The sequence below is a fragment of the Photobacterium sp. genome (genome assembly GCF_033720175.1).
GTDB lineage: Bacteria > Pseudomonadota > Gammaproteobacteria > Enterobacterales > Vibrionaceae > Photobacterium.
This window is the reverse complement of the sequence record NZ_JAWWDA010000004.1, coordinates 239,048-265,863: the sequence shown is the minus strand read 5'-3', so window position 1 is coordinate 265,863 and position 26,816 is coordinate 239,048. Positions and strand designations below refer to the sequence as shown.

17 protein-coding genes, 2 tRNA genes and 1 pseudogene are annotated in these 26,816 nt (G+C 44.1%); 17 read left to right on the top strand and 3 right to left on the bottom strand.

Going from position 1 to position 26,816, the window contains the following annotated elements; translation table 11 throughout:
* Positions 1 to 427 (top strand): annotated as a pseudogene (locus R3289_RS06970) (IS3 family transposase); the annotation flags it as partial.
* Entirely contained in the window at positions 415 to 555 is a 141-nt protein-coding gene (locus R3289_RS06965) for an AlpA family phage regulatory protein (protein ID WP_318924786.1), read from the top strand. The pseudogene R3289_RS06970 and the gene R3289_RS06965, both read left to right, overlap by 13 nt.
* Positions 556 to 617: 62 nt before the next feature.
* Here R3289_RS06965 and R3289_RS06960 read toward each other — a convergent pair whose 3' ends face one another.
* Complete coding sequence (locus R3289_RS06960; protein WP_318924779.1) at positions 618 to 1,457, bottom strand: WYL domain-containing protein; 840 nt, start codon at positions 1,455 to 1,457, stop codon at positions 618 to 620.
* Positions 1,458 to 1,675: 218 nt separating this feature from the next.
* Between R3289_RS06960 and R3289_RS06955 the strand changes: the two genes are divergently transcribed.
* The 13 genes from R3289_RS06955 (at position 1,676) to R3289_RS06895 (ending at position 18,885) form a co-directional block, all read left to right on the top strand.
* Complete coding sequence (locus tag R3289_RS06955; RefSeq protein WP_318924778.1) at positions 1,676 to 5,338, top strand: ATP-binding protein; 3,663 nt, start codon at positions 1,676 to 1,678, stop codon at positions 5,336 to 5,338.
* Positions 5,335 to 5,973 carry a hypothetical protein gene (locus tag R3289_RS06950; protein WP_318924777.1) on the top strand — a complete coding sequence of 213 codons (639 nt, stop codon included), beginning with the start codon at positions 5,335 to 5,337 and terminating at the stop codon, positions 5,971 to 5,973. Before R3289_RS06955 ends, R3289_RS06950 begins: the two co-directional genes overlap by 4 nt.
* On the top strand, positions 5,973 to 7,271 hold the full coding sequence (locus tag R3289_RS06945; protein ID WP_318924785.1) for a hypothetical protein: 1,299 nt from the start codon (positions 5,973 to 5,975) through the stop codon (positions 7,269 to 7,271). The genes R3289_RS06950 and R3289_RS06945 overlap by 1 nt, the downstream gene beginning before the upstream one ends.
* A complete protein-coding gene (locus tag R3289_RS06940; RefSeq protein ID WP_318924776.1) occupies positions 7,268 to 8,125 on the top strand; it encodes a hypothetical protein in 858 nt (285 codons plus the stop codon). The genes R3289_RS06945 and R3289_RS06940 overlap by 4 nt, the downstream gene beginning before the upstream one ends.
* Positions 8,126 to 8,250: 125 nt before the next feature.
* Positions 8,251 to 8,616 (top strand): hypothetical protein, encoded by a 366-nt coding sequence (locus tag R3289_RS06935; protein ID WP_318924775.1) that lies wholly within the window; start codon positions 8,251 to 8,253, stop codon positions 8,614 to 8,616.
* Between the two features lie 245 nt (positions 8,617 to 8,861).
* Positions 8,862 to 12,401, top strand: coding sequence for a type I restriction-modification system endonuclease (gene hsdR, locus R3289_RS06930; RefSeq protein WP_318924774.1), 3,540 nt, complete (start codon positions 8,862 to 8,864; stop codon positions 12,399 to 12,401).
* Between the two features lie 469 nt (positions 12,402 to 12,870).
* Positions 12,871 to 14,451 (top strand): N-6 DNA methylase, encoded by a 1,581-nt coding sequence (locus R3289_RS06925; RefSeq protein ID WP_318924773.1) that lies wholly within the window; start codon positions 12,871 to 12,873, stop codon positions 14,449 to 14,451.
* Positions 14,448 to 15,851 carry a restriction endonuclease subunit S gene (locus R3289_RS06920; protein WP_318924772.1) on the top strand — a complete coding sequence of 468 codons (1,404 nt, stop codon included), beginning with the start codon at positions 14,448 to 14,450 and terminating at the stop codon, positions 15,849 to 15,851. Before R3289_RS06925 ends, R3289_RS06920 begins: the two co-directional genes overlap by 4 nt.
* Positions 15,851 to 16,201 carry an ATP-binding cassette domain-containing protein gene (locus tag R3289_RS06915; protein WP_318924771.1) on the top strand — a complete coding sequence of 117 codons (351 nt, stop codon included), beginning with the start codon at positions 15,851 to 15,853 and terminating at the stop codon, positions 16,199 to 16,201. The genes R3289_RS06920 and R3289_RS06915 overlap by 1 nt, the downstream gene beginning before the upstream one ends.
* A gap of 669 nt (positions 16,202 to 16,870) precedes the next feature.
* On the top strand, positions 16,871 to 17,344 hold the full coding sequence (locus R3289_RS06910; protein ID WP_318924770.1) for an L-alanine exporter AlaE: 474 nt from the start codon (positions 16,871 to 16,873) through the stop codon (positions 17,342 to 17,344).
* Between the two features lie 175 nt (positions 17,345 to 17,519).
* Positions 17,520 to 17,607, top strand: a tRNA-Ser gene (locus tag R3289_RS06905).
* 23 nt (positions 17,608 to 17,630) lie between these two features.
* Positions 17,631 to 17,721: transfer RNA gene (locus tag R3289_RS06900), tRNA-Ser, on the top strand.
* A gap of 267 nt (positions 17,722 to 17,988) precedes the next feature.
* Positions 17,989 to 18,885, top strand: a complete 897-nt coding sequence (locus R3289_RS06895; RefSeq protein WP_318924769.1) for a 1,4-dihydroxy-2-naphthoyl-CoA synthase — start codon at positions 17,989 to 17,991, stop codon at positions 18,883 to 18,885.
* 171 nt (positions 18,886 to 19,056) lie between these two features.
* On the opposite strand, the gene R3289_RS06890 is transcribed toward R3289_RS06895, so the two are convergent.
* Positions 19,057 to 21,537, bottom strand: coding sequence for an ATP-dependent Clp protease ATP-binding subunit (locus R3289_RS06890; RefSeq protein ID WP_318924768.1), 2,481 nt, complete (start codon positions 21,535 to 21,537; stop codon positions 19,057 to 19,059).
* Between the two features lie 717 nt (positions 21,538 to 22,254).
* Here R3289_RS06890 and yiaY point away from each other — a divergent pair.
* The gene (yiaY, locus tag R3289_RS06885; RefSeq protein WP_318924766.1) at positions 22,255 to 23,403 is read left to right on the top strand and encodes an L-threonine dehydrogenase; all 1,149 of its coding nucleotides are present in this window, start codon (positions 22,255 to 22,257) and stop codon (positions 23,401 to 23,403) included.
* Between the two features lie 156 nt (positions 23,404 to 23,559).
* On the opposite strand, the gene cls is transcribed toward yiaY, so the two are convergent.
* Positions 23,560 to 25,017, bottom strand: coding sequence for a cardiolipin synthase (gene cls, locus R3289_RS06880; RefSeq protein ID WP_318924765.1), 1,458 nt, complete (start codon positions 25,015 to 25,017; stop codon positions 23,560 to 23,562).
* Positions 25,018 to 25,465: 448 nt separating this feature from the next.
* Between cls and R3289_RS06875 the strand changes: the two genes are divergently transcribed.
* The gene (locus tag R3289_RS06875; RefSeq protein WP_318924764.1) at positions 25,466 to 26,800 is read left to right on the top strand and encodes a sodium-dependent transporter; all 1,335 of its coding nucleotides are present in this window, start codon (positions 25,466 to 25,468) and stop codon (positions 26,798 to 26,800) included.
* Positions 26,801 to 26,816 lie beyond the last annotated feature (16 nt).

The following is a 26,816-nucleotide window of genomic DNA, read 5'->3' as shown; positions in this document are numbered from 1 at the left end:
GCAAGTGCACCTTGAGCAGTTCTCCGTAATGAGAATGGCCAAGGTTCTTGCTGTATCGCGTAGTGGGTTTTACTACTGGCTAAAGCATCGTCATGAAATTAGTCAAAGGGATAGAGCACCTACGCTGCGTGACATAACGGTCAAAAAGGCGTTCGAAGCTAGCAAAGGTAGTGACGGTGCAAGACGTATCCAGGTAGAACTGGTAGAGCAAGGGAACAAGCACAACCTTAAGACGATATCAGACATCATGAAAAGGCAGAGTCTGGTTGCAAAAGCTGCGCGTAAATTTAAGGTTACAACAGATAGTAAACATTCCTTACCCGTTGCGCCTAACCTTCTGGAACAAGATTTTACTGCTGATGCACCGAATCAGAAATGGGCTGGCGATATCACCTACTTGATGACAAGTGAGGGCTGGCTTTATCTTGTTCGGCGATTTACCGCAAGATGAACGAAAATAATTTTCCTCAATCGATAAGTTTAGGAGATAGGGCTGTCGCCTGGGTGGAGAGTGAGGTAGATGAGCGGATGGAAGGGTTAGTAATTAATCGTTGATTGGTTTGTACTTATGTTTACTGATTGAATTACTACCATCCTATCCATCACAGGGGAATATTTTAGTCAAAGTAAGCTGTCAATTGATGCGCTTCTGGTTGTTCTTTTAGCAGTTTTTGGTCTTGTGTAACCCCCATACGTCGTAAGTAATAACTTACTAAAGCTCCTCGAGTTGTTATTTCCAACTCCTTGTTTTTCATAGCGTAGTCGTCGGCAACCACAACTTGCTGTTGTTCAGATAAGTAAGGGTTAGGTGTAATAGTTAACTTAACGTGATGATTCCAATCATCATCATGTTCTCGCGTCTTAGATGACCTATCCATTAAATCAGGCTCGTTTCTAAAGCGGCTTAATACAAAATCTCGAAACTCATTTTTATCTTCACAAAATGCTCTTACATGCCATCTGATGCCATCATAAACCAAGCTGTGGGGGGCAATTACTCTACCTCGAACCTCAGGTGTAGAGAGCGATACGTAGTCAATATCTACGCGAAGGTTAGCCCTTGCTGCTGCGATTAATCCTCGAACGATTTTTGGTGATATAGCCCTTTCAGGGACGTTCAATACGGTCGACTGAGCTTCCCCCCAATTAAAGAACTCAAAGGTCTCTTCTTGGTTATATTGCTGATGAAGCATGAGCAGGTACTCATGAGCAGTCCCTTGAGTAAACAGAGGTTTAAAGTTGTCTGCTGGCCTGTAGCCTTTAATTGTCCGATCCAGTATCAATTGACCTTGGTCAGTCAAGCTAATGTACTTGTTGATATCTCTAGAAGCTTGTTGTCGCCCTATGTGAAAAGCATCACATAGATGATTTGTCGTCAGTCGTCCCTCCCACAGAGCGATGATTTCAATTAGTCGAAATCGTACTTGTTGGTCCCATTTGATATCTGCTTGACTCATGTTCGTGCTCATAAATGTTACATGTTTATGTATACAGTATATACATGTACTAAATAAGTACATATATTTATTGTGGATATTGAGAAGGGCGAATCAGAGTCAGGAATCATTACTGTGAGATAGTCGATGGTATTGCAGGTTGTAACCTGATTTAGTTGCCACAAATTCAACCTGGTTGATTTTCAATCAAGGAAACAACAAAACTCGAGATAAATACGATGATGTATGCCGGATTGACCAAAGTTATCGCAATAAATTCCTATCAGAAAAACAAGATGTTTTCAGAGTATTCTTTTGACGCTCCCACTCAGATAACTGGCGGTAACGGAGAAGGCAAAACATCATTATTAAGGCTCATTCCGTTCTTTTATGGAGCGACTGGCACGCAGATCGTCAGGAAATCGAATGTAAATAAGCCCTTCGCAGAATGGTACTTACCACACAGTAATAGTTATATTGTTTTCGAGTACATTACCGCTCGTGGTCAAGTTGCTCATGTCATTTGTTATCGAAACCTCAGTACTAAAGGTGGCATTGTTTACCTTTTCGTTAAAGGTCAGTTTGAACAATCAGTGCTCATTAAACAAGACAGCGAAGAAAAGCCTTACGCTATCGGCTGTACAAAGTTGGCCGCGGAGCTGACTGCTAACGGTTTGGATTATGAGTCTCGTATTACTAGTGTCAAAGAGTACCGCGAAATTATCCAAAACATTAATGCAGGAACTTTGAATAATCAGTTCCTAAGCTACTCTTTGTGCTCTGGTCGTCATGATGTCCGTCACATTGAAAAAATCACTGCAGCATTGATTCAGGGTGAATTCAATATGGCCGACACCAAGGCGCTTTTCCTTGATATTCTTGAGCAAGGTAATAGCACACTAGAATTTGGTGTGGATTCGAACAGAATTGAACAATGGTGTGATGACTACAACGGTCTAACAGCTTTCCTAGAAAAAAAAGACGCATTCATTGAAGCTATTGCGAACAATAAGCAGATCGCCTATCTAACCACTCAGCTCGAAAATGCCTTAATAATCATTCGTAAAGCGTCTAAAATCCTTGATGAGTCCCTTAAAAAAAACGACCTGATGCGCGCAGGCTTTCTTGAGAATAGTGACAGGCAGATTGGCGAAATTAATGAAGAAAAGCTCGATAAAGAGGTTCGACAGAATTCCCTTCAACGCTCTATTGGAAGTCTTGATTCTGAAATCGACGTACACCACCGGAAGCTTATAACATACGAAAATAATGGTTACCCAGAGCTGTCGATTAAGCTTAAGCAACTTCCAGAAATGGAAGACAAGGTGGCACATCAAAGACAGAGTTATGCCGATCTTGAAACCAAGGTAAATGATGCTAAAGCAAAGTATGAGAAAGACAAACAAAGCCTTGATAGTAAGTTCAATAAAGAAAAGTCTGATCTAACAGAGCAAAAACTTGATGCCGAAAAAGAGTTCAAGGTAAAGCTAGACAAGATAGACGCTGTGTATCAACCACAGTTAAAGGAACTGAGCCAATCTCATACAAGTTTCACTACTGATAAATCTGCGACTCTAATGGAACGTAAGGCTAATCTCGCCACTCAAAAACAGCGACTAAAAAACCCAGATATTGATGAGCTTCTTATTGAACAGAGAGAACAGTTGGAGTCTGAGAAAGACAGATTGCAAGAGCAAATAGACACGTTGAAACACACGACACTTGCGACCGAGAAGGAAGGTGCCAACTTACAAACTAAACGTGAAAAGCTACTTGAAGGATTAGAGGAAACTCGTCGTAACAAGCGCGATGCCGAAGCCAGGTTCAAAGTAGTCAGTAACCGATTAGACCCTGACTCAGGAACATTGTTCTCGTTCCTTGAAGCTAATCGAGAGGGATGGCAAAGCTCTCCACTTGGCCGTGTGCTTACTGATGACCTTTTGATGGATACGACACTTACACCATCAATGACTGAAGATTCAGGTTCTATGTTTGACTTGTACATCGATACGAGCAACCTAGCTGATAGTACTGTAACTAACAAAGCTGATGTCGAAGAGCAAGCTAGTTTGATGGACCTTATTGGTGAGCTTGACGACGCAGAGATCGATTTTAATAAGCAAATTTTGAAAAATGATTCTGCTATTAAACAGTCAGCTATTGAGTTGTCACGACTTCGCAATGAGCTTCGAAACACTGAGAGTGACCTAACACAAACTAAGGTTAACCTTAAAAATAAGAAAATCGAGATTGTTCGTGCAAAAGAAAGCTTAATTGAAAAAATTAATATAAGCATCAAATCAATCGAGAAAACTATAGTCTTGATTGAGCAGGAAATTTCAGTAACGGCCCAACGTTTTGAAGACGCAAAATTAGAGCTGAACAACGACAGGCTTACTCAAATTGGCAATATTGAGTCATCACTCGCTTTCACGCTCGACGCTATCGACGAACTACTTAAAAAAAATACTCTTATGTTAGGCGAGAACAAACAGCGCATCGAAATGGAGTACGATCAGCGCTTGAGTGAGCAAGGTATTAGCGGTGAAATCTATCAGAGCTACAAAGAAGAAATTGAATTTCTTGATAATGAGATCAAAAGCTTAAAAGCAAATTCTCATAAGATCAAAGAATACGAGACATGGATTGCTGTTTATGAAGTGGATGACCCTAAGAGACGTCACGATCGTAATACTAAGGCAAAAGAGCTTGAAACGGTGCACCAAGAAGTTCGATCTTTTGAAACTAAACTGAAAGAGCTGAGAGCCGAAGCTAATCGAACCAAAAAAGAGTTTGATGAAAAGCTCTCTATCTTGAGAAACCACAAGCAGCGTGCTGACAGCGCTATTTCTCGCCTAGCTAGCTACGTGATGTATGAGGACGAAGAAGGGAACCAAGAGGCGCTCGATTATAACGGCGACTTAAACTCACTATTGAGTGATGTGGAGAGCAAACTCCCAGAGTTAGAGAGGCTTACTAAGCAACGTAAAAAAGATATACAACAGATGGAGTCTATCACTCTTGGTCTTGGGGACGGGGAGCTGTATCGTTTCTGGAATGAAAGCAGCCGAAACACCATTACAGAGGATATTGTTGCTAGTGACTCTAAGCGAATAGATATTCTTGAAATAATCATGAATGACATTATTCCTCAAGTGACCAGTATAACAATTGAAAGTGCGGTCAACATGGGTCGTATGCTCGTCGACTTCAAGCATCGACTTCTGGGCTTCGATCGCGATATTAAGAAACTTGGTCGTAATATATCTGAACAAGTAAAGGCCAATAACACGTTCTCGGTGGTTGGTTCTATTGACATTAACGTGGAGAGTTCACTTTCCAAACTACAAGGTTGGCAAGACATTATTAACTTCTCTGAGATTTACGAAGAGTGGGATAAAACTGGATCAGCGGAGCTACCAACCAAAGAGTTCTACAATGCTTTAGATACACTGACTTACCATATCAGTGCCGAGAAAGTTAAGAAGCCAACTGAGCTGTTTGACATCAAGTTCGAAGTCATCGAGAACAACCAGCGTAAAACCGCCAAAACAGATAAAGATATGCGTGATTTGGCCAGTAATGGCACGAACTTGCTTATTCAATCCATGTTGTATTTAGCACTACTTACGCAACAACGCGGAGGAAGTCGACTATCAATAACTTACCCAACCGATGAGATTGGTAAGCTGACGGCGGAGAACCAAGCCAAACTGCTTAAAATGATGGGGGCACACAACTTCAATGTTATTGCGGCTCAACCAGATGGCAATAACCGTACAGCCAATTTATTTAAGTACCTGTACCACCTAACGCCTTACAAGAATATTTTCAACAGACCTAAAGTAAGTAAACTCGCGTTAGCCAAAGCCGCTGAAACTAGCTCAGGAGTAGAAGCATGAAGCCTGTATCACAAGTCCTAGAGTCTCTACTTAGTGGTAGCTTTATCTGCCCAGCAACCGATCGTGAAGCCTACAAGACGCTTAAAGAGGACCGTACACGCCGAGAAATTAATCAAGCGTTGACTCTTATGAGCCGTGAGCTCCAGTGCACGAGCCGAACCAGTGCCTATTATGTCACCTATAAGAGTATCGACGACCACAATCGTCGTCAGGTGACCGCGTTGATGAGTAATGTACACGGTATCATTCGACCTGTAGTTAAGTTCGTGGCGACAGTCAGTGAGGCTGCTCAAGTGGAAGCGGTGATGGTTGGTGGTGATGAGTTAAGTGTGCCTGTACTGAGTGCACAAATCCAATCGTCTCCTAGCTTGATGGATAAACTCGATAGTATTTATCGACTCCCGAAAGTTAGTCGAAAAAAAGTTCGTGACAGTGCAACTGAAAAACTCAATGTAGTCGTCGAATTCTTGGTTAAAGAAGGGGTGGCTCATTTAGTAAATAAAGAGCGCCAACTCTATGTGATGACAGGAAAATTAGACTTTGTTTACGAGGTGCTTGATTTCATCGATACGCATGAAAAGATTGTTGAGACAGTTAACAAAGCAAACGAGAACCAAGGGGAGTTTGGCTTTTGATGAGTTCTCAAAGCAATGGGAAACATGGTGGTGTTAACCACATGCTTCGCTTAATCAGCCAAGCAAAGGACACATTAACTCATGTTTTTGAAAATGGCACGATACGTGAAACTCATGAGAACGCCAACGACCTACGTAAATTAAAAGAAGCCCGTGTTGTTATCGTGACAAGCCGGGGCTACCGTGTGCACCCTAAGATGGAAGCACTGATGAACTATTTCCTTGAGACGGAAGCTAGTTCATTTCTAGGGACTCAACACGCTGAGCGCATTCCAGAAATTCAGATCCTTGCACAAGAATACCTGGAAGCTAAATTAAATGGCAAAAGAGAACAAGAGGCTGATAGGTTTAATAGCCTTGAAGGTGTCGTTTATGAAATCACAATGGATTTGCAAGAATCTTGTCGTCGCCTAAGAAACCGTATCAGTTATGACTTTGGTTATGGTCATACGCTAGTCCAGAAACAAAAAGAGAACCAAGTCGCTATAGAGCAAGCTGAAAAGCTTGTTAGTGGCATGAAAGCTTTCTCTTTTAAGTTGTTGAGTGAAACGGCTGGAGATAACTCAGAGCTCAACACCTTGTTGTGCACTGAAATGCACAATGCTGTTCGTAGTTGCCAACAAGAGCTCGGTTCTATCCTAATTCAACTTCGAGCTTTGATGCTGAAGTATCGTAACCGAGAGCGTGATAAGGACCTGATCAACGCCTTTGATCGGTTCATTGATCAAGAGCCACACTGGACACCAGGTGAAGATTTGATTTTGCCAGATGAGGTAGTAAAGCATGATGGCATACCTACATTTTGGCTTTCAGAACCGATTGAATTTGCGCATCATCCAAATCCTGATGATATGGACCAAGAGCCGGAATTGGCCGATATTGTTGAGAAAATTACGGTACAACCTGTCGAACCAGAAGAGCTTCCGGCTGTTGAAGAAGCTGAGCGCCGAGAATTGACACTTGATGTTGAAATACAAGAGCTGATTGAAGCGGACATTGATTCACATTGCGATACCTTTTTTGCTGAAGCCTTTATGGGGAAGGGGAAAACCAACATTTCCGCCTTGGAATATTATGAGCAAATCAATGGTGACTTACCGGAAGATCTTGATCAGCTCACTTGTGCTAAAGATGTGTGGCTATTTAGTGTGCTTAACTTCCATAGTTCAATGCTTCCCGAAGATAGCAAAGGCTTTATCGTCGAACCTATCGGGTCTTATACCTATTTAGCAAAAGGTAGCAATATCGGTTACGGCAACCTTCACTTAGAAGATGTGTCTATAGCGAGGAAACTGTGAGTAGAATTATTGATGATATGACGGGTAGTGATTTAAATCGGCTCAAACAGCTCTTTTCTCCAGCGAAGGTTAAAGAAGGTGCGAATGTAGTGCTAAGTGGCGTTTTTGAGATTTTCCACCGCGACTTTAGTATTGGAATCGCCAGCGGTGAGAAGCTACAGCTGACGCCTAGAGATATACGTCAAATTAGGAAAGTAATTAAAGAACAATCAGGTTTTGATCTTTTAACTGATTCTATCCCGAATTCTCGAATGGAGATGGCTCAGTACTTTCCAAATGAGAAGCTAAGTTCAAGACCTGTCAAAGGCAAGGTCATTAAAATTTATGGGCTTTTATCCACGAACATAAATAATAAAACATATGACTTAGAAGAGGGTATGAACATTGAGATAGATCTAAATCATCTGAAGAGCATTGAACACAGCCAAGTTGTGATTGTTGAAAACTATGAAGCGTTTTCTAAGTTTAGATTGGTACAAAATGACATTGGACCTAACCCTCTTATCGTCTACCGAGGAGATAAGGACTGCGGGGTAATATCAAAAGAAATTGCATTGGCTTTTCCATATATTGAACTTATAGCTTGGTTTGACACAGATCCTAAAGGTATTTCTTTAGCTTTATCATCGGGAGCCACTTATATGCTGCTTCCCAATTTATCAATAGAGACTCTTAAAGAACATGGACGATCGATTCTATTTGCGGACCAATACCAAAACTGGGGTCGAGTCTCAGAACTTATCCCTCCTAAGTTAGAGTTATTAATGTCTAAAGTAGAAAAAGGGATAACCCAAGAATCGATAATGGCAAACAAAATAGCCGTAAGATTACATCAAATTGAGTTACGTGATTGATCTGGCTGCCTTACGATAGCTAACAACAGTCATAACCAGCTAGATTTCAATCACAGTAAGTTCTACTTTCTTGCTCAGCTATCGCTATATGAAATCCATCCATATATCATGGATTAACAAAGATTGTGGTCCGCCAACGTATTGCGGAAAACTACACCCCAGGCTTAGGAAACAAAACGGATGTTTGGCAACAGCTATTTGAGCAAGCAGCTAATGTTGATACGAACAAAACTAGTGACTTAGAGCCGTACTGGTTTACTCCTAACGGGAAAGCACAAATTGAGCGAATTGTACCGACTTACCCAATGAGTAAAGAAGTTGCAAAATATGCAGAAGTAAAAAAAATACTTGTGCTCTATCGCTTAGCATTTGGACAGCCGAGACAGCAAGAACTTTTAGAAAGTTTTACGGCCTGCGATATAGAAAGCGAAGATTTTAATCGAGTTAAAGACTCTTTAATTATCGACCTTGCTCCTCTGAATGCCATCTAATCAATCACCACCAGCAAAAGCTGGTGGTGATTACTATTTTTAATCAAATTGAGAATAGTCAGAACAGACTTTTATGTGCGTGAATTTATAATAGGAAATCTGCAGATTCGTATGTTCTAGCTCTGGGTTTTGAATAAATCAATCAAATAATTACTGACTTGATGTCAGTTTCAAATTAGTATGTATCATCAACAATTTTATTTTTAGTTGATTGATATTTATCAATAAATGCACGTGGAGCAGTGATGGCTAAATCTGAAGTTGGTGAAAATGGAATTCAAAGTAATTTTTATTTTTTAGCGTCACATGATCCCATCTTCCTGCAACTAGCGCAAAGTGCTGAACGCGCTTTCTCTAGTGATCCTAATACCACATTAGTTAAGCTGCGCCAGTTTGCCGAAGCAATCGCACAAGATCTAGCGATGCGCTGTAGCATTGAATTTGACGATAAAACTAATCAAGCAGATCTCCTATTTCGAATTAACCGTGAACTACGCCTCGAGTCTCAAATCATCAGCCTGTTCCATGGTCTGCGTAAAGCGGGTAACCAAGCGGTACATCAATTCAAAACCGAACATAAACCAGCATTAGCTGGCCTTCGTGTCGCTCGTGATATTGCTATCTGGTACCACAGAGCTTTTGGCAAGCAAGGCGTCGATTTCAAAGTGGGTGAGTTTGTTATCCCTCAAGACCCTAGTAAGCAATTAACTGAGCTACAAACTCAAATACAACAGCTTAAAAGCCAATTGCTCGAAAATAACGAACAACTAGAATCTAATCAGCAGCTAACTTCTCTGCTTGAACAAGAAAAAGAAGAGTTCGCGGTACTTGCAGAGCAGATGGATGCCGAGGCGAGAGAACTGGCTGTTCAGGCAAAATCGCATGAGCAGGCACTTGCGAAACAAAAAGATGAATTTGATAACAAGCTTACAAAGCTTCAAAAGCAGTTAGCCGAGCAAACAGAGGAAACACTCAAAGCGATTAAAGCGCAGCGCAAAGATGTAAATAAGCGCACCAATACCGCCAGTAGTCGCATTACTCTTAATGAAGAACTTACTCGCATCCTCATCGATCAACAGCTTATCGATGCTGGCTGGGATGCTGATTCAGACGTTTTAGATTATCGAAAAGGGGTAAGACCGGAAAAAGGTAAAAACCTCGCAATTGCTGAATGGCCAACTAAGCATCAAGAAAAAAGTGGGCGCGCTGATTATGTGCTGTTTTGTGGTTTAACTCCTATCGCCGTGGTTGAAGCTAAGCAAGAAAACACCAATGTTGCAGGCAAAGTCTCTCAAGCAGAGCGTTACTCCAAAGGTTACAAGCTCATTTCATCTCAAAAAGGTGCATGGGAGTTGGAAAGCAGAACCATAGCTTGGGCTGATGAGGAAGAGGGGCATTACCACATTCCATTTGTCTACTCTTGCAATGGGCGACCGTTTAATAAACAGCTAGCTGAGCTTTCAGGTACGTGGTTCCGTGATACCCGTAAAGCAAGCAATGCCAAAAGGCCCTTGCAACAATTCCATTCCCCTGATGGTCTCATCGACAAATTAAAGCGCAGTAGATACGAAGCAGAAAAGTTGCTTCAGCAAGAGGGCTTCGATTACTTAGGCCTGCGTGATTATCAGCAAAAAGCGATTGTGGCGGTAGAATCTGCCCTAGAGGAAGATAAAACCCAATGCCTGCTGGCGATGGCAACAGGTACCGGTAAAACCCGAACCATTATCGGCTTGATGTACCGATTTCTTAAGGCGGAACGCTTTAAACGTATCTTGTTCTTAGTCGACAGAACCGCGCTAGGCAATCAAGCCTGCGATTCTTTCGATGAAGCAAAACTTGAACAGAACAAAACGTTATCCTCTATCTACAATATTGCCGAATTAGGTGATATGAGCAGTGAAGCGGAAACCCGTATTCAAGTTGCTACCGTACAAGCGATGGTGAAGCGGATCTATATGTCTGATACGCCCCCAGCACTTGATGAGTTTGACTGCATTATTGTCGATGAGGCGCATAGGGGCTATGCACTCGATCAGCAGATGACAGAAGGAGAACTTGCTCACCGTGACGCGAGCCAGTACCTCTCAAGCTATCGCCGTGTACTCGAGTACTTCGATGCCGTTCGCATAGGCCTTACGGCCACTCCTGCCAAGCACACCAGTGAGATTTTCGGTAAACCGGTCTATACCTATACTTATCGCGAAGCGGTAGCGGAAGATTGGCTCATCGATCATGAACCGCCTATTCGCTATGAAACGCTACTCAGCAAAAATGGCATTAAGTTTGAGAAAGGCGAAACCGTATCCGCGATTAATACTCAAACCGGAGAGGTTGAATCAGCCGACTTAGAAGATGAGCTTAAATTCGATGTCGAATCTTTTAATCGCCGCGTTATAACCAAAGGGTTTAATGATGTTATCTGCGACCAGCTTGTTAATGAGCTTGACCCGTTTGGTGATGAAAAAACGCTAATATTCTGCACCACAGATCTGCATGCCGATATGGTTAAAACCGCGCTAGATAGTGCCTTTAACAAGATCTACGGTGACGATTACAATCAGGCTGCCGTTGCAAAAATTACCGGGAAAAGCGATAAGGTCGATCAACTCATTCGTCAATATAAAAACGAGCGCTACCCCAATATTGCCGTGACGGTCGATTTACTTACTACTGGTATCGATGTTCCTAAAATCTGCCACCTAGTGTTCTTGCGTCGCGTTAAGTCGCGCATTTTGTACGAGCAGATGATGGGCCGAGCAACACGTCGCTGTGACGAAATAGGTAAGACAGTCTTTAAAATCTACGATCCGGTTGATCTCTACAGTGCACTTGAAGCCGTCAACACCATGAAGCCGATTGTCAAAGATCCTAATATCACCTTAGAGCAGCTGGTGGATGAGATCAGCGATGATACCTACTTAGAGCAAGCTTTAGAGACTCCTGGTGAGCAGGCAGGTACAACCCACGCAAATGACGTGCTGAATCAGCTGACTCAAAAAGTCATGCGAGTGATGCGTAAAGCCGTAAAAAAAGCAGAGAACAAGCCAGCGCTAAGAACCAAGTTAGATCAACTGGAGGGAATATGGGGCGTTGCACCAGACAAACTCCACCAGCACCTTCATCAAATCGGGCCGAAACAAGCTGCGCAATTTTTCAAGCAGCATCAAGGCTTAATCAATCAACTCGCGGAGGTCCGTTTTCTCGCGGGAAGCGACAAGATGCCGGTTATCTATGAAGGTCAAGATGAGTTTCTCGGCCGTGAGCAAACTTATGGTGTACATGAAAAACCAGCGGATTACTTGGATAGCTTCAATCAGTTTATCAGACAGAATATCAACCAATCGGCAGCATTGTCGGTTGTCGTGAATCGCCCGAAAGATCTCACTCGCGAACAACTCAAAGAAGTGAAACTATTGCTCGATGAAGCCGGTTACAACGAAGCCCATCTTAAAAGCGCATGGCGCAAGAATACCAACCAAGATATCGCCGCCAGTATTATCGGTTATATCAGACAAGCCGCCATCAATGAGGCATTAGTGCCGTTTGAGCAGCGTGTCGCCAACGCAATGCAGCGCATTTACAGTGAGCATAATTGGAATCCTAATCAACGTAAGTGGTTAGCACGTCTGGCTAAGCAGTTGGTCCATGAGGCGGTGATCGACAAGTCTTTCGTTAACCAACGCTTCGCCGATCATGGTGGGGCTAAACGCTTTAACAGTGTGCTTGATGACCAACTTGATACCATACTCGATGAACTGAATGAGTACCTTTGGCAAGCGGGTTAGTGAGTAATTAAAGGGCTTTCTATCGCGGTTTTGTTGTCATGCAGAGTGGTTGATGGTTTTCTATGCAAAAGAACCGCAATACGTTTAGAAAACCAAATTACAACATATCGCCCAATGCGTATAATACTCGCATCTACCTGAGCCTGAACGACTTGAGACTCGAGTTGTTAAGCGGCATCTTTAGTTACCTATACGGCAAATATTAATCTGGTTGTGCACGATCTCGGTATCAGCCGCATTACGGTAATCCATCAAGCAACTAAGTAGCCAAGCTAGAAGCTAGAGCAATGGGTTACATATGGCTTTCTCACGAAAGTAAAAATAGACAGTATATTGACGACATTAACCAGTCACGGCTGGCATTATTTGCAGTAAATGAACGTTTACCCGCTTCGTTGTGAATGAATACAGATAAGAGTCAAAACAACGAGCGGTTATCGAAACATAGTTAAGAAATTGAGAAAATAAAATGAGCACTTCAAGCAAATCAAACAATAGCGACATCGTCCAAAAACTATGGAACCTCTGTGACGTACTGCGTGACGATGGCATTAACTATTCTGATTACGTTACCGAGCTCGTCTTGCTACTGTTCATTAAAATGGTGCATGAGAACACTGAAGCTGGGCTGCTGAACAAACATACTTTGCCTGAAGGCTGCCGCTGGAGCGATTTAAGCGATAAAGACGGCTTAAACTTGCTTGATGATTACAAACGCATGCTGTTAACCCTATCGACAGGTAAAGACAGCGAGGGTAATACCTTACACGCGGATCCACTAATTCTAGCGATTTATGCCGATGCGCAAACCCGCCTGCGTGAGCCGCGCCACCTAAAGCAGCTGATAAAATCACTCGATTCGATTGACTGGTTCAGTGCGCAAAAAGATGGCTTAGGTGACTTGTATGAAGGCTTGTTAGAGAAGAACGCCAACGAGACCAAATCAGGCGCAGGCCAGTACTTCACTCCGCGCGCGCTGATCGACTCGATGGTGCGAGTGATCAACCCACAGGCCGGCGAAGTTATTCAAGATCCGGCTGCGGGCACCGCAGGCTTTTTGATAGCGGCCGATCGTTATATTAAAGAGCAAACCGATGAGCTGTTTGATTTAACAGGAAAACAACAAGCCTTCCAAAAGAACAACGCCTTTGTCGGTGTTGAGCTGGTGCCATCTACCCGCCGCTTAGCACTAATGAACTGCTTACTGCATGGCATGGAAGGGGACGACGAAGGCGTCGTGCACCTAGGCAATTCTCTCGGTCAAGTGGGTGCGGCATTACCAAAAGCCGATATCATCCTCGCTAACCCGCCCTTTGGCACCAGCAAAGGCGGTGATGCCTCCATTACCCGCGATGATTTAACGTACCCCACCAGCAACAAGCAGCTGGCCTTTTTGCAGCATATCTACCGCAACTTAAAAGCCGGTGGTCGTGCAGCCGTGGTACTGCCAGATAACGTTTTGTTTGAAGCCGGCGTCGGCACCAGTATCCGCACCGATTTGATGAACAAGTGCAACCTGCACACCATTTTGCGTTTACCAACCGGTATCTTCTATGCCGCAGGCGTGAAGACTAATGTGCTGTTCTTCACCAAAGGCTCAGAAAAGGATATCCGCCAAGAAGAAAACTGCACCACTAACACTTGGGTGTATGACCTACGTACCAACATGCCCAACTTTGGCAAGCGCACCCCGTTTGGTGAGCAACACCTTAAACCATTTGAAGCCGTTTGCAATGTGGCGTTAGCCGACCGTAAGGAAGGGGAGTGGTCGTTTAATGCCGAAGAGGTTGAAGCGGAAAGCACAGAGGTTAATAAGGGAGTAGACCCGCGTCTCGCGCACAGTCGTTGGCGTATGTTCAGTCGTGAATTTATCCGCGACACCAAAGGTGATTCGCTAGATATTAGCTGGCTGAAAGATGCCAACAGCGTCGATGCCGCAACATTAGGCACCCCTGAGGAACTCGCAGGTCAAGCCATGACTGAACTGAAAGGTGCATTGGCAGATCTTGAGGACTTGGTTGCGTCACTAGCTGGTGGGGTGAAAGGATGAGTCAAGTGATTCCTGAGGGCTGGGTGAAAACTTCTTTATCTGAAGTTGTTACCGTCAACCCAAAACATAAAGATTTAGAGGACCAAGTGGCAGGTTTTGTGCCCATGGCACTTGCGCCTACGGACTTCAATGGCACTTTGAATTACGAAGAACGTCAGTGGGATAAAATTAAAAAAGGCTACACTCACTTCGCAACAGGTGATGTGATTTTTGCCAAGGTTACCCCTTGCTTCGAAAACGGAAAAGCAGCAATAGTTAAAGAACTGCCTAATGATATCGGTGCAGGCAGTACCGAATTTTATGTTTTGCGCCCTGCAATCAAATATATCTCTGTTAATTACATTTTTGCTGTAATCAAGAGTTATGAGTTTTTGCAAACTGGTGCTGAAAACATGACTGGTGCAGTAGGTCTGCGAAGGGTTCCTAAGAAGTTTGTCGAAGATTTTAAAATTAGCCTCCCCCCACTAGCCGAACAAAAAGTCATTGCCGACAAACTGGATGAGCTGCTGGCGCAGGTAGAAAGCACCAAAGCCCGCCTCGATGCTATCCCTGCCATCTTAAAATCATTCCGCCAATCCGTCCTCGCCGCCGCCGTGAATGGCAAATTGACAGAAGAGTGGCGTGGGGATAATGACGTTGCTTTATCTTCATGGAAGACAGTGAAAGTCGGTGACTTTGTGCAAGCTATTGAGGCAGGGAAAAGCCTAAAGTGTATAGAGACGCCACCGAATCAGAATGAATTTGGCATCATCAAAATTAGTGCTGTTACTTGGGGGGTTTATGATGAAAATGAAAGTAAGACATTACCCAGTAATGATTTATTCATTGAAAATCGACGAGTAAAAGTCGGAGACTTGCTAATTTCTAGGGCTAATACGATGGAGTTACTTGGTAATCCTGTAATCGTCCACAGTGTCACTAAAAACTTAATGTTAAGTGATAAAGTCTTACGCTTAGTTATGGAAGAGGCTAATAAACCGTGGGTTAGTATATTTTTGCGGTCGAAAGCCGGTAGAAAAGAAATTGAATCACGTTCAACTGGCAATCAAATGTCAATGAGGAATATTGGTCAAAAGGCATTGCTAGATATCGGGTTACCAAAAGCGACAGAATCAGAGCAAGCCGAAATCATCCGCCGTGTTGAAGAGCTGTTCTCCTTCGCCGATAAAGTCGAAGCGCAGGTGAATGCCGCGCAAGTGAGTGTTAATAACCTCACCCAGTCGATACTTGCCAAAGCCTTCAGAGGCGAGCTGACCGCCGAGTGGCGCGCCGCGAATCCTGATTTGATTAGTGGTGAAAACAGCGCCGAAGCCCTGCTTGAGCGCATTAAAGCTGAGCGTAAAGCGCTTGCTGGTAAAAAGAAGCCAGCTAAAAAACTGAGTTCAAGGAATAAAATCTAATGCGTCTGTTATCTTTGAGCCTGCAAGAACAGTATAAGGGGTTGAAGGATCAAGCATTTGATTTTTCAGAGTCACAAGGACAAGTGATAGCTCTTATAGGTCTTAATGGTTCTGGTAAGTCACCGCTCATTGAGCTTATTGGGGAGTTTCATCGCAAAATCTTTCACATCGGTGGCTATTTGGGGAATGTATCATTTGCTAGACACTCTTTTGATTCCGGTTTTTTTGAATATTCCTTAATAAATCTAGCGCTATCCTTTTTAAATAATCGCGTCCATTCCACTTGTAGATGTTGGCAGGAAAAATCCTGGCCATTGTATTCAAAATGCGGACGAAGGTATTTCAGGTAATATTTCTGTCCTTTATCGATATCTGCCGAAGCATTGAATGTATGTAGATCCCGATCAGCGCTGGTTGAAATACGGTGATATATCGCTATGCGTTGGCGAAATAACTATTTTCTACATTTTGAATGAATATTCTAAAGAGAAGCGCTTTATTTGAAATAAATCCTCACTAATTTAGCTCGGATATGCACAGTTCAAGGTTAAGCTCGCATCGCTTTACAGAAGCCTCAAAAAATAACCGCATAAATATATGTTAAAACTCTTTTATTTCAGGTGGTTAAGTTGTGAAAAATACAGCTGTAAAAATTGAATTTTTTATCATCTTTAATTATCAGTAAAATCGATTAAGGAGTGATTTTCGTGCCAGGATGGTCAACTTTATGACTTAACTATAAGAAACAGGGCAAAGATAACAAAGTTAAGTCAATAAAAAATTGGGATTGCCCGAATGATTGGCAGTTGCAGCACGGGAGTGGTGCCTGGGTAGCTAATCATATTGAAAATGAGATAAAAATCAGTTGTAAATTTACCAAGGTATTAAATCTTTGGTATTTTATTTTACTAAAAACCTGTTTTAATACGCAAATCAACTGGTGTTAATTGATCATCCAGTTTAACTCTCTATTATCTTATTTATTGATAGCTTTATTTGCTGTCTATTGGTGGTTCGATATGTCTGTTAAAGGTCAGTTCAACATGCGCAATGCTGCGGCAGATACATTTGCCATGGTTCTTTTTAGCTTTGTTACCGGCATGATGATTGAAGTTTTTGTCTCTGGTATGACATTCGAACAGTCTTTAGCGTCGCGAACCTTGTCGATTCCCGTCAATATTGCCATTGCATGGCCTTACGGTGTTTTCCGTGATTATGTTTTACGTTCCGGCTACTGCCTGTCACCCAGCCGTTGGATGAAAGGTCTGTCAGATATGGTGGCTTATGTATTATTTCAGTCTCCGGTATACGCAGGCATTTTGTGGGTAGTGGGTGCGGATGCAGACCAAATTATGACAGCCGTTACCAGTAGCGCTCTTGTGTCCGGTGCGCTTGGTATCGTCTACGGTCAGTTTCTTGATGTTTGCCGTCGCATGTTTAAAGTGCCAGGCTACTATCAGGAAGAAGGTGCTTATGATGATGGGTTGTTCTAATAAAAATGGTGAATCAACCTGTCTCAGTGAGTAAAAACAAGTGATTGGCCCAAGAATAAAACGATTTGATCTAATAGTCGGCAATCGGACGGCAATTGAAGAAAAGCCCTTGACCCTAAGTCATTAAGCCATTACATTAGCCGCCGTTGAGACGCACAGCGTTCAACAATAATGTGGTGAGGTGTCCGAGTGGCTGAAGGAGCACGCCTGGAAAGTGTGTATACGGCAACGTATCGAGGGTTCGAATCCCTCCCTCACCGCCATCATCTTTTAAGATGAAAAAATTGGAGAGATGGCTGAGTGGTTGAAAGCACCGGTCTTGAAAACCGGCATACGTTTATAGCGTATCTAGGGTTCAAATCCCTATCTCTCCGCCACATTCAAAAAAACCGCTGAATTGTCAGCGGTTTTTTTATATCTGATGCTTGAGAGAACCAAGGGTTCAAATCCTCTAATACCCAAAGCGCTCCGCCACATTCAAGAAAACCGCTGCACTAGCAGCTAATGCCGGTCAGCTTAACTAACGGGTATTTGCCATATCAACCAGGGTAGGCGTTTGTCTTATCTCTGTCCTTTATAATTCATTGACATTTTGCTCCAATACCATAGCCTTACAGCATCTAACCAATGAGGCAATCGTCATCATGACCTGCAAAGAAATTTTTAATCCCGAGCTATGGAATGAAGTCCCTGGCTTTGATTTTGAAGATATCACCTACCATCGCGCCAAAGCGCACGGTACGGTTCGTATTGCAATCAGCCGCCCTGATTGCTTGAATGCATTTCGTCCGAAAACTGTCGATGAGCTTTTCACGGCTCTTGACCATGCTCGTCAATGGTCTGATGTTGGCTGTGTATTGCTAACGGGTAATGGTCCGTCGAAGAAAGGCCAGTGGTCGTTCTCTTCAGGTGGAGACCAGCGTATCCGAGGTAAAGACGGTTATAAATACGAAGGTGAAGAAGCGGGTAAAGCAGATGTTGCTCGCATGGGCCGTTTGCATATCCTTGAAGTGCAGCGCATGATTCGTTTCATGCCGAAAGTCGTGATTGCTGTTGTACCTGGCTGGGCAGTTGGCGGCGGCCATAGCCTGCATGTGGTGTGCGACTTGACCCTGGCGTCGAAAGAGCATGCTATTTTCAAGCAAACAGATCCTGATGTTGCATCATTCGATTCCGGCTACGGTTCGGCTTATCTGGCAAAGATGATTGGCCAGAAACGTGCCCGTGAAATCTTCTTCTGTGGTTTTAACTACAGTGCCCAGGAAGCCTATGATATGGGGATGGTCAACAAGGTTGTGGATCACTTTGAACTGGAAAATGAAGCTCTACTCTGGGCGAAAGAGATCAACAGCAAGTCGCCAACAGCGATGCGAATGCTGAAATATGGCTTCAACCTACCGGATGACGGCCTTGTTGGACAGCAGTTGTTTGCCGGTGAAGCGACTCGTCTGGCTTACGGCACCGAAGAAGCCCAAGAAGGGCGTGATGCCTTTTTGGAAAAACGCGATCAGGACTTCAGCCGCTTCCCTTGGCATTATTAAGTTATCTTCGCGGATTAAAACGTTCTGTTGAGCAATAAAATGATCCTCTGAGAATGTCAAAATCCAGTATCTAACCTAGGTACTGGATTTTTTGGTTATATCAACCTATTGATAAATAACGTCTGAATATTGAGATAAATAGACAGACGTATAGTTGGTCTTTGCGCCGTTTTATTTAAGTGGCGAATGATTAATCGGACCCTTAATAACTGTTTTGCCATCAACCTTGAAACAGATATCTTTGTCTTCCAAGGTCACATCGACGATGCATTGCTTTTTTCCTCCCTGATTGATCAAGTAAGAAGCCAGCGGGTTTTCCAGTTGTTTTTCTATCTCACGGCGTAGTGGTCTGGCACCAAAATTGATGTCAAACCCGTCGGTTGCCAGTTTGTCGATCACGGCTTCATCAACATTCAAGGTGATCTCATTTTCCAGCAGGCGTGACTGCAGCTCGGCAACCATCATGTGGGCAATCAGCAGAACATGATTTCTCTCCAGAAAATGAAAGACGATAATATCGTCAAGGCGGTTTAAAAATTCCGGCTTAAAGAATCGCTTCACTTCCTGCAGGACATTGCGCTTGGCATCCTCATAACTGGGGGTGACCGAAGACATGAAACCAATTTGCTTGTGATCGGGCCCCAGGGTTTCGACCCCCAGGTTTGAGGTGCCGATGATCACTGTGTTGCGAAACGAGACTTGTCTCCCCTGGGCATCGGTCAGGTGACCATCTTCGAGGATCTGAAGCAGCATATTAAACACATCCGGGTGGGCCTTCTCAATTTCATCCAGCAAGACAACCGAATAGGGGTTGCGGCGTACTTTCTCAGTAAGCTGTCCGCCCTCGCCGTAGCCAATATAACCCGGAGGTGCGCCGATCATTTTTGACACTTCATGCCGCTCCATATATTCCGACATGTCCAGCTGGATAATACGTGACTCATCATCGAGTAAAAATTCGGTGAGGGCTTTTGCCAAGGCCGTTTTGCCTGAACCTGTCGGACCCAAAAAGAGAAAGGAACCGATTGGACGTTTGGATTGCGAAATCCCGGCGCGATTTCGGCGGATTGCATGCGATACCGATTTAATGGCGTCATCCTGACCGGCAATGCGTTTATGCAAATTGGTTTCCATGTGGCCAAGTTTCTCGGCTTCCGATTCAACCATTCTCGCGACGGGAATGCTTGTCCACTTCGCCACAACGGCGGCAATATCTTCGGCGGTGACGACCTTTGCGGTGTTGGCTATGGTCTTCTGCCACATCTGCCGCTCAGTATCCAGCTCTTCCAGTGTTTTACTCAGTTCCATTTGATGAGAGGCTGCAGTTTCATAATCTTGCCGATCAAAGGCTGCTTGTTTTTTAGTTAATAACTGCTGGCGTTTTTTTTCCATTTTACGCAATTTGGTCGGCATGGCGATAAACTGGAGACGTTTGTGGGCGCCGGCTTCATCGAGCAGATCGACAGCTTTGTCCGGCAGATTGCGATCGGCGATATAACGTTCGGATAAACGGGCAGCAGCCTGCAGGGCTTCGCTATCATAGCTGATTTGATGGTGTTTTTCGTACTTGGAGCAAATGCCTTCGAGGATTTGAACAGTTTCCTCGACCGTCGGTTCTTTGACCCAAACTGGCTGAAAGCGACGCTCCAGTGCTTTGTCCGACTCGATGTACTTGCGATATTCATCGGTGGTATCGGCCCCGATGACTTGAAGACTGCCTTTAGCCAATGCGGTTTTGAGCAGCGAGGGGGCATCCAGCCCACCGGGCGTCGCTCCGGCTCCTACTACTGTGTGCAATTCGTCGATAAATAGAATAATACGCCCTTCGGCCTCTATAATGGCATCACGCACACCGATTAATCGTTGTTCAAATTCACCGCGCATATTCGAACCCGCAACAATTTGTGCCATATCCAGCGATAATATGCGCTTATTGATTAACGTTTCCGGTACATCGGCCTCGGCCATGCGCTGGGCTATTCCTTCTACGATCACGGTTTTACCGACACCCGCCTCACCGATCAGTACCGGATTATTTTTCTTGCGGCGAGAGAGAGTCTGGATCACCCGATCCATTTCTTCTTCGCGCCCGATCACCGGATCAAGCTCTCCCTTTAAGGCTTGTTCAGTCAGATCTACCGTAAATTCCTTCAGTACATTTACCCGGCTTTCAGCATCCGCGGTGGTAAGAATATTGCCTTCCCGTTTTTTCAGTAACTCAGCCCGAACCTGGCTCTGGGTTAAGCCTGTTGTTTTCAGGATCTGGGCGGCAGGCCCGGACTTCTCGTCAAACAACGCAATCAGTAAAATGTCGGTACCAATATATGTATCACCGATACGGTTGGCTTCCTGGCTGGCAATTTCAAGGGCTTTATCGGCATCTGGGGCTGTCGTGATCTTCTCAATATTAAAGTTTTGTTGCGGGGGGTGCTGCTGATAGATGAGATCCATCATCGCTTTGCGTTTGATGGCATGATCAGGTAGTAAAGAGGTCAGAATATCAAGTGCTTCCGATTTATCCTGTAGCAATAAACCCAATAGAATAAAGTCGGATGTCAGCGTAAACAAATGCAGGCTAATCAGTTCGTTTACTGCTATTTGCAGTATTTCATGGACTTTTTGAGTGCTTTGATGAACGTATTGCTGAAACATGCTCAGCTCCTTGTCTGTTTCAAAAGAAGGCTGCTTTATACAGGCTCGCTATCTCCAGCAATCCCTTGTTTAATAATATAGTCCCAAGTTTCCGCCTGTAGGTATTTATTGTCATTTATATATGGTCGCTAATACCAACCGGGATAATGATCACTATTAGTATTAACGACCATATTGCACGACTTAAGCTGAAGTTGATTTGTTACTTATATAAATCCATAGAGGCTCTAAGGGAGGCGGGTGATAAGTGGCCATCGCTTATTTATAAAATCGATATCTCTTGCTCATCGAGTATCTGCCACACTTATCAGTGCTGGAAATTACCATATACAACGACGTCCCCTCATTGTATTCGGCCACAGCGGCTTGGACATATTTGCTATGCCAAGTAGTGCTTTTTATACTTTTTTGTTGATTAAAAGAAACTGACTGTTTACAACTGTAAACAGTCCTTCTGTTATCTATCAACTATAAAGTGATCATTATCATACTTATAAATAAGTACTTACAGTCGCGTTGCAGAAATTGTCCGAGATCAAGTTTCGATATGATCCCCAGGTGGTATAAAACAACTCAAGCGAAAAGTCGTGAATTCGATGATACTCATTACAAATAGAGTATTTGCTCAGTATAAAAATATCTGGCATATGGAACGGGTAATTTTAGATTTTGCAGAGTGCTATCGTAATTAGTATTTGATAATTATGGAGAGTTTTTATGAGTAGCGCATTTTTCATTCCTGCTGTTAATCTGATGGGTGCTGGCTGCCTGACTGACGCGGCAGATGCAATTAAAGCTCACGGCTTTAACAAAGCGTTAATTGTGACGGATAAAGTACTGAACCAGATTGGTGTAGTAAAGCAGGTTGTGGATCTGTTAGCTGAGCGCGACGTTGAAGCCGTTGTTTTTGACGGGACACAACCAAACCCAACAATTGGCAACGTTGAAGCGGGTCTTGGACTGCTGAAAGCAAACGAATGTGACTGTGTGATCTCTCTTGGTGGCGGCTCTCCACATGACGCCGCGAAAGGCATTGCGCTTGTTGCCGCTAACGGCGGCAAGATTGCTGACTATGAAGGTGTTGACCAGTCTGCGAAGCCTCAGTTGCCACTGATTGCAATTAACACAACAGCGGGTACCGCTTCTGAAATGACGCGTTTCTGCATCATCACGGATGAAGCGCGACATATCAAGATGGCTATCGTTGACAAGAACACAACACCGCTGATGTCTGTCAATGACCCTAAGTTAATGCTTGCAAAACCAGCTTCGCTAACTGCTGCAACGGGTATGGACGCACTGACTCACGCAATCGAAGCGTACGTTTCAATTGCGGCAACACCAATTACTGATGCTGTAGCAATCAAATCAATTGAACTGATTCAGGCACACCTGCGTACAGCAGTGAAAGATGGCCAGAACCTTGAAGCGCGTGAGCAAATGGCATACGCACAGTTCATGGCGGGTATGGCATTTAACAATGCATCTCTGGGTTATGTACACGCAATGGCGCACCAGTTAGGTGGTTTCTACGATCTGCCACACGGTGTGTGTAATGCGGTACTGCTACCTCATGTTCAGCGTTACAACGCACAGGTGTGTCCTGAGCGTCTTCGTGATGTTGCCAAAGCAATGGGCATCAATGTAGAAGGTATGACAGCAGAACAAGGTGCTGATGCAGCATTGGAAGCCATTCAGGTATTGTCGAACGATGTCGGTATCCCGGCTGGTCTGAAAGAGCTTGGTGCGAAGGATAAAGATATTTCGATTCTTGCAGATAACGCACTGAAAGATGCTTGTGGTTTTACTAACCCGAAACAAGCAACGCACGAAGAAATCTCAGCAATTTACGCGGCAGCGATGTAATACGGTGTTAACTGTCTGGCATAAAGCCAGATAAAAGTAAAAACGGGCAGCACAAAAGTGTTGCCCGTTTTTTTGTGCCTTTAATACAGCAGTCCATTAATTATCTGAATGCTTATACCCAGGTTCCCAGGTTAGTATAAAGATGGTTATCTTGTATCACAGCAATGGGCTAAACATATAAAACACCTGCTCGATGAGTTTATTGAGTACCGGACGTTGGGCCCATTCTTTCTCATCCAGGCAAGTTGAATTCTTTATATACTCTTGTTGCAGCCAGCTCAACTGGTGGGTGAATTCCGGGTCATCGACAACCATGGTGACTTCAAAGTTCAGCCATAAGCTGCGCATATCCAGATTAACGGTTCCAATTAAGCAGTGACTGTCATCGATAATAACGGATTTGGTATGTAATAACCCCCCTTGGAAACGATGGATCTTCACGCCTGCGCTGAGCAATTCACTGAAAAATGAGCGGCTGGCCCATTCAACCATCACGGAGTCGTTTTTATCCGGCACAATGACATGGACGCTGATCCCACGTTGCGATGCACCTTTAAGGGCGTGGTGTAAATGTTCACTGGGGACAAAATAAGGCGTAGTGATAACCACACTTTCTTGCGCCTGATAAATACTGAGTAATAATACCTGGTGAATAATTTCATCTGGCATGCCAGGGCCGGAAGGGATCACTTGTACCGTATCGGTATTTTCTGCTGATGGTTTGATTTCGTCAGTAGGTAGGGGGGGTAAGAAGCGTTCACCGGTTTCCACCTCCCAATCCCACGCTTGGATGCCATTCAGAACAGAAACTGCCGGGCCTGTCAGACGAACCATAACATCAACCCATTGGCCGACACCGGCATCTACTTTGAAATGCTCAGGATCGACCAAGTTCATTGAGCCGGTATAAGCTATCTTGCTATCGATCACCACGATTTTTCGATGCTGGCGTAAATCCAGGCGTCGCAGGAACACACGCAAAGGAGTAACGGCAAGGGCTTCTGTGATCTCGATCCCCGCATGACGCATTAACTTCGGCCAGTGAGAGCGGAAGAAACGCATACTCCCGGCAGAATCGAGTAGGATTTTGACTGATACGCCACGCTTTGCAGCATGAATAAGCGTGATGGCCACTTCGTCGGCCAGCCCACCCGGATGCCAGATATAAAACTCAAAATGCACCGACTCTGTTGCCTGTTCAATGTCATCGATCAGTGAACATAAGATCTTATGGGGTGAATCCTGCAGCGAAAGTGAGTTGCCGGCTAGCCCTGGAATACCTAATCGCTTTTCACACAACTCGCTGATAGGCCGTGCATTTTTGCGCATTGACTGGGGTTGGTGGCCCGGACAATCGCTGAGTTTCCGGAACCAGTCGGCAAACGGAGCAAGCATTTCTTTAGCGCGTTCAGCCCGCTTTTTACCAAGCGTAAGCTCACCAAATAAGAAGTAAAAGATGATGCCGCCGATAGGGATGATATAGATAATCATCAGCCAGGCGAGAGAGACGCCAACGACACGGCGCTTTGATACCACCCGAATGGTCACACCGGCAATAATCAGCCAGTAAGCAAATACAGCTACCCAGGCTAAGACTTGATAAAACTGTTCCATGTGAATGACTTATAGACCGATTATGTTGTTTCTATTCTGCATCCATTCTTTAAAAAAACATAGCCTTAATACCAATTATGATCAATGTCTGAATTATACCGTCTTGTCTTACAGACCATGAATTGATGCTGAAATCTTTACCTGAGGGGGTATAGATAGGTTGGACGTAACAGAGAGAAGTTAAAAGTTCTAACAAAGAAGGATAAAGACAAAAGAATTGTTTGAGTAGCGGCTAAAATATAACCAAAAGAGGTTGAATTATTGCCAAATAAGAGTCACAGATCAAAAAATAGAAACGCAGGCTTCAAATTATATTCTTAAACTGTTCTACTTGCCAGTAGTGGAACGGGAATTGGTAGCTACCGAGTGTATATAATGCTTTACACTTACAGGCCGGTGAGAATCACTATCAGTGACATAATTAAACATAAATCATAAGAGACGTAGTATGGCAAGTAGCTCAAGAGCGCAATTTAGCTCACGGATAGGATTCATCTTGGCAGCAGCCGGTTCAGCGGTTGGTCTTGGCAATATTTGGGGGTTTCCGACCCAGGCAGCAAGTAACGGTGGTGCTGTTTTTCTTTTAGTATATCTATTAATGGTTTTTGCGTTGGCCTACCCATTGTTGGTGGCAGAGTTGACGATTGGTCGTTATGGCAGTGCAAACCCAATTAAATCAATTCGTTCGATTTGGCCTCAGCAACGTGGCGCTGCAACCGTTCTGGGCATCGCGGGTATGATTGCGGTATCAATGATCCTCAGTTTCTATGCCATTGTTGCAGGCTGGTTATTTGGCTTCCTGGTAGGGCCTATACTCGAAGCTCTGGGGTTAGTGAATGCGGCCGTTTGGCTGGAATCATTCAGCACCACTCGTAACCTGGTTCTGATGGTTGCCTTTATGGTGCTGACTATTATGGTCGTTCGTAATGGTGTAGCTAACGGGATTGAACGCTGGTCAACCCGATTAATGCCTGTCCTGATGATTTTGTTTGTTGTTATGGTGGCTTATATCCTGACCCAGGAGGGGGCAATTGAGGGGCTTAAAATGTATCTGGTTCCAGACTTTTCACATCTCAGCCCTGATTTGGTTGTGAGTGCAATGGGCCAGGCCTTCTTCTCACTGTCATTGGGTGTCTGTTCCATGATGGTATATGGCTCTTACCTGAAAAAAGATGCAAATTTGCCGAAAACGGCCGCGCAGGTTGCGTTGCTTGATACCTCTGTCGCCTTTATTGCCGGCATGCTTATTTTACCCGCGATGTTTGTCGCGCAGCACAACGGCGTAGAAATCTACAACGAAGCGGGTGCCTTGCTGGATTCTGATACTCTGGTCTTTAGTGTACTTCCTGCTATGTTCAATACCATGGGCGCTGGGGGTCTGTTTGTTGGTGTGATGTTCTTCGTGCTGATGGTGATTGCGGCGTTAACCTCATCGATTTCTATGCTTGAAGTGCCTGTCGCATGTGCAACAGAAGAGCTAAATCAAGACCGCAAAGTGGCAGTTTGGTGGATCGGCGGTCTGATCACCTTGTTCTCTGCGCTTATCGTATTCAACTTCGGCGATTTATTTGGTTTGGTTATTTCTTTAACCACTGAATATGCCCAGCCAATTTTGGGTATGTTGTTCGCTTTGCTTGTTGGTTGGGTGTGGAAGCGTGACAATGTACTGAAAGAAATCAAAGAAGGTTACCCGGAGCTGGAGCAAGGTCTGTTCTGGAAAATCTGGCCGTGGTATGTACGTGTTGTTTGCCCGGTCATGATGCTGATGGTGTTCTTTGCCTAATCGCGAGTTATAACAA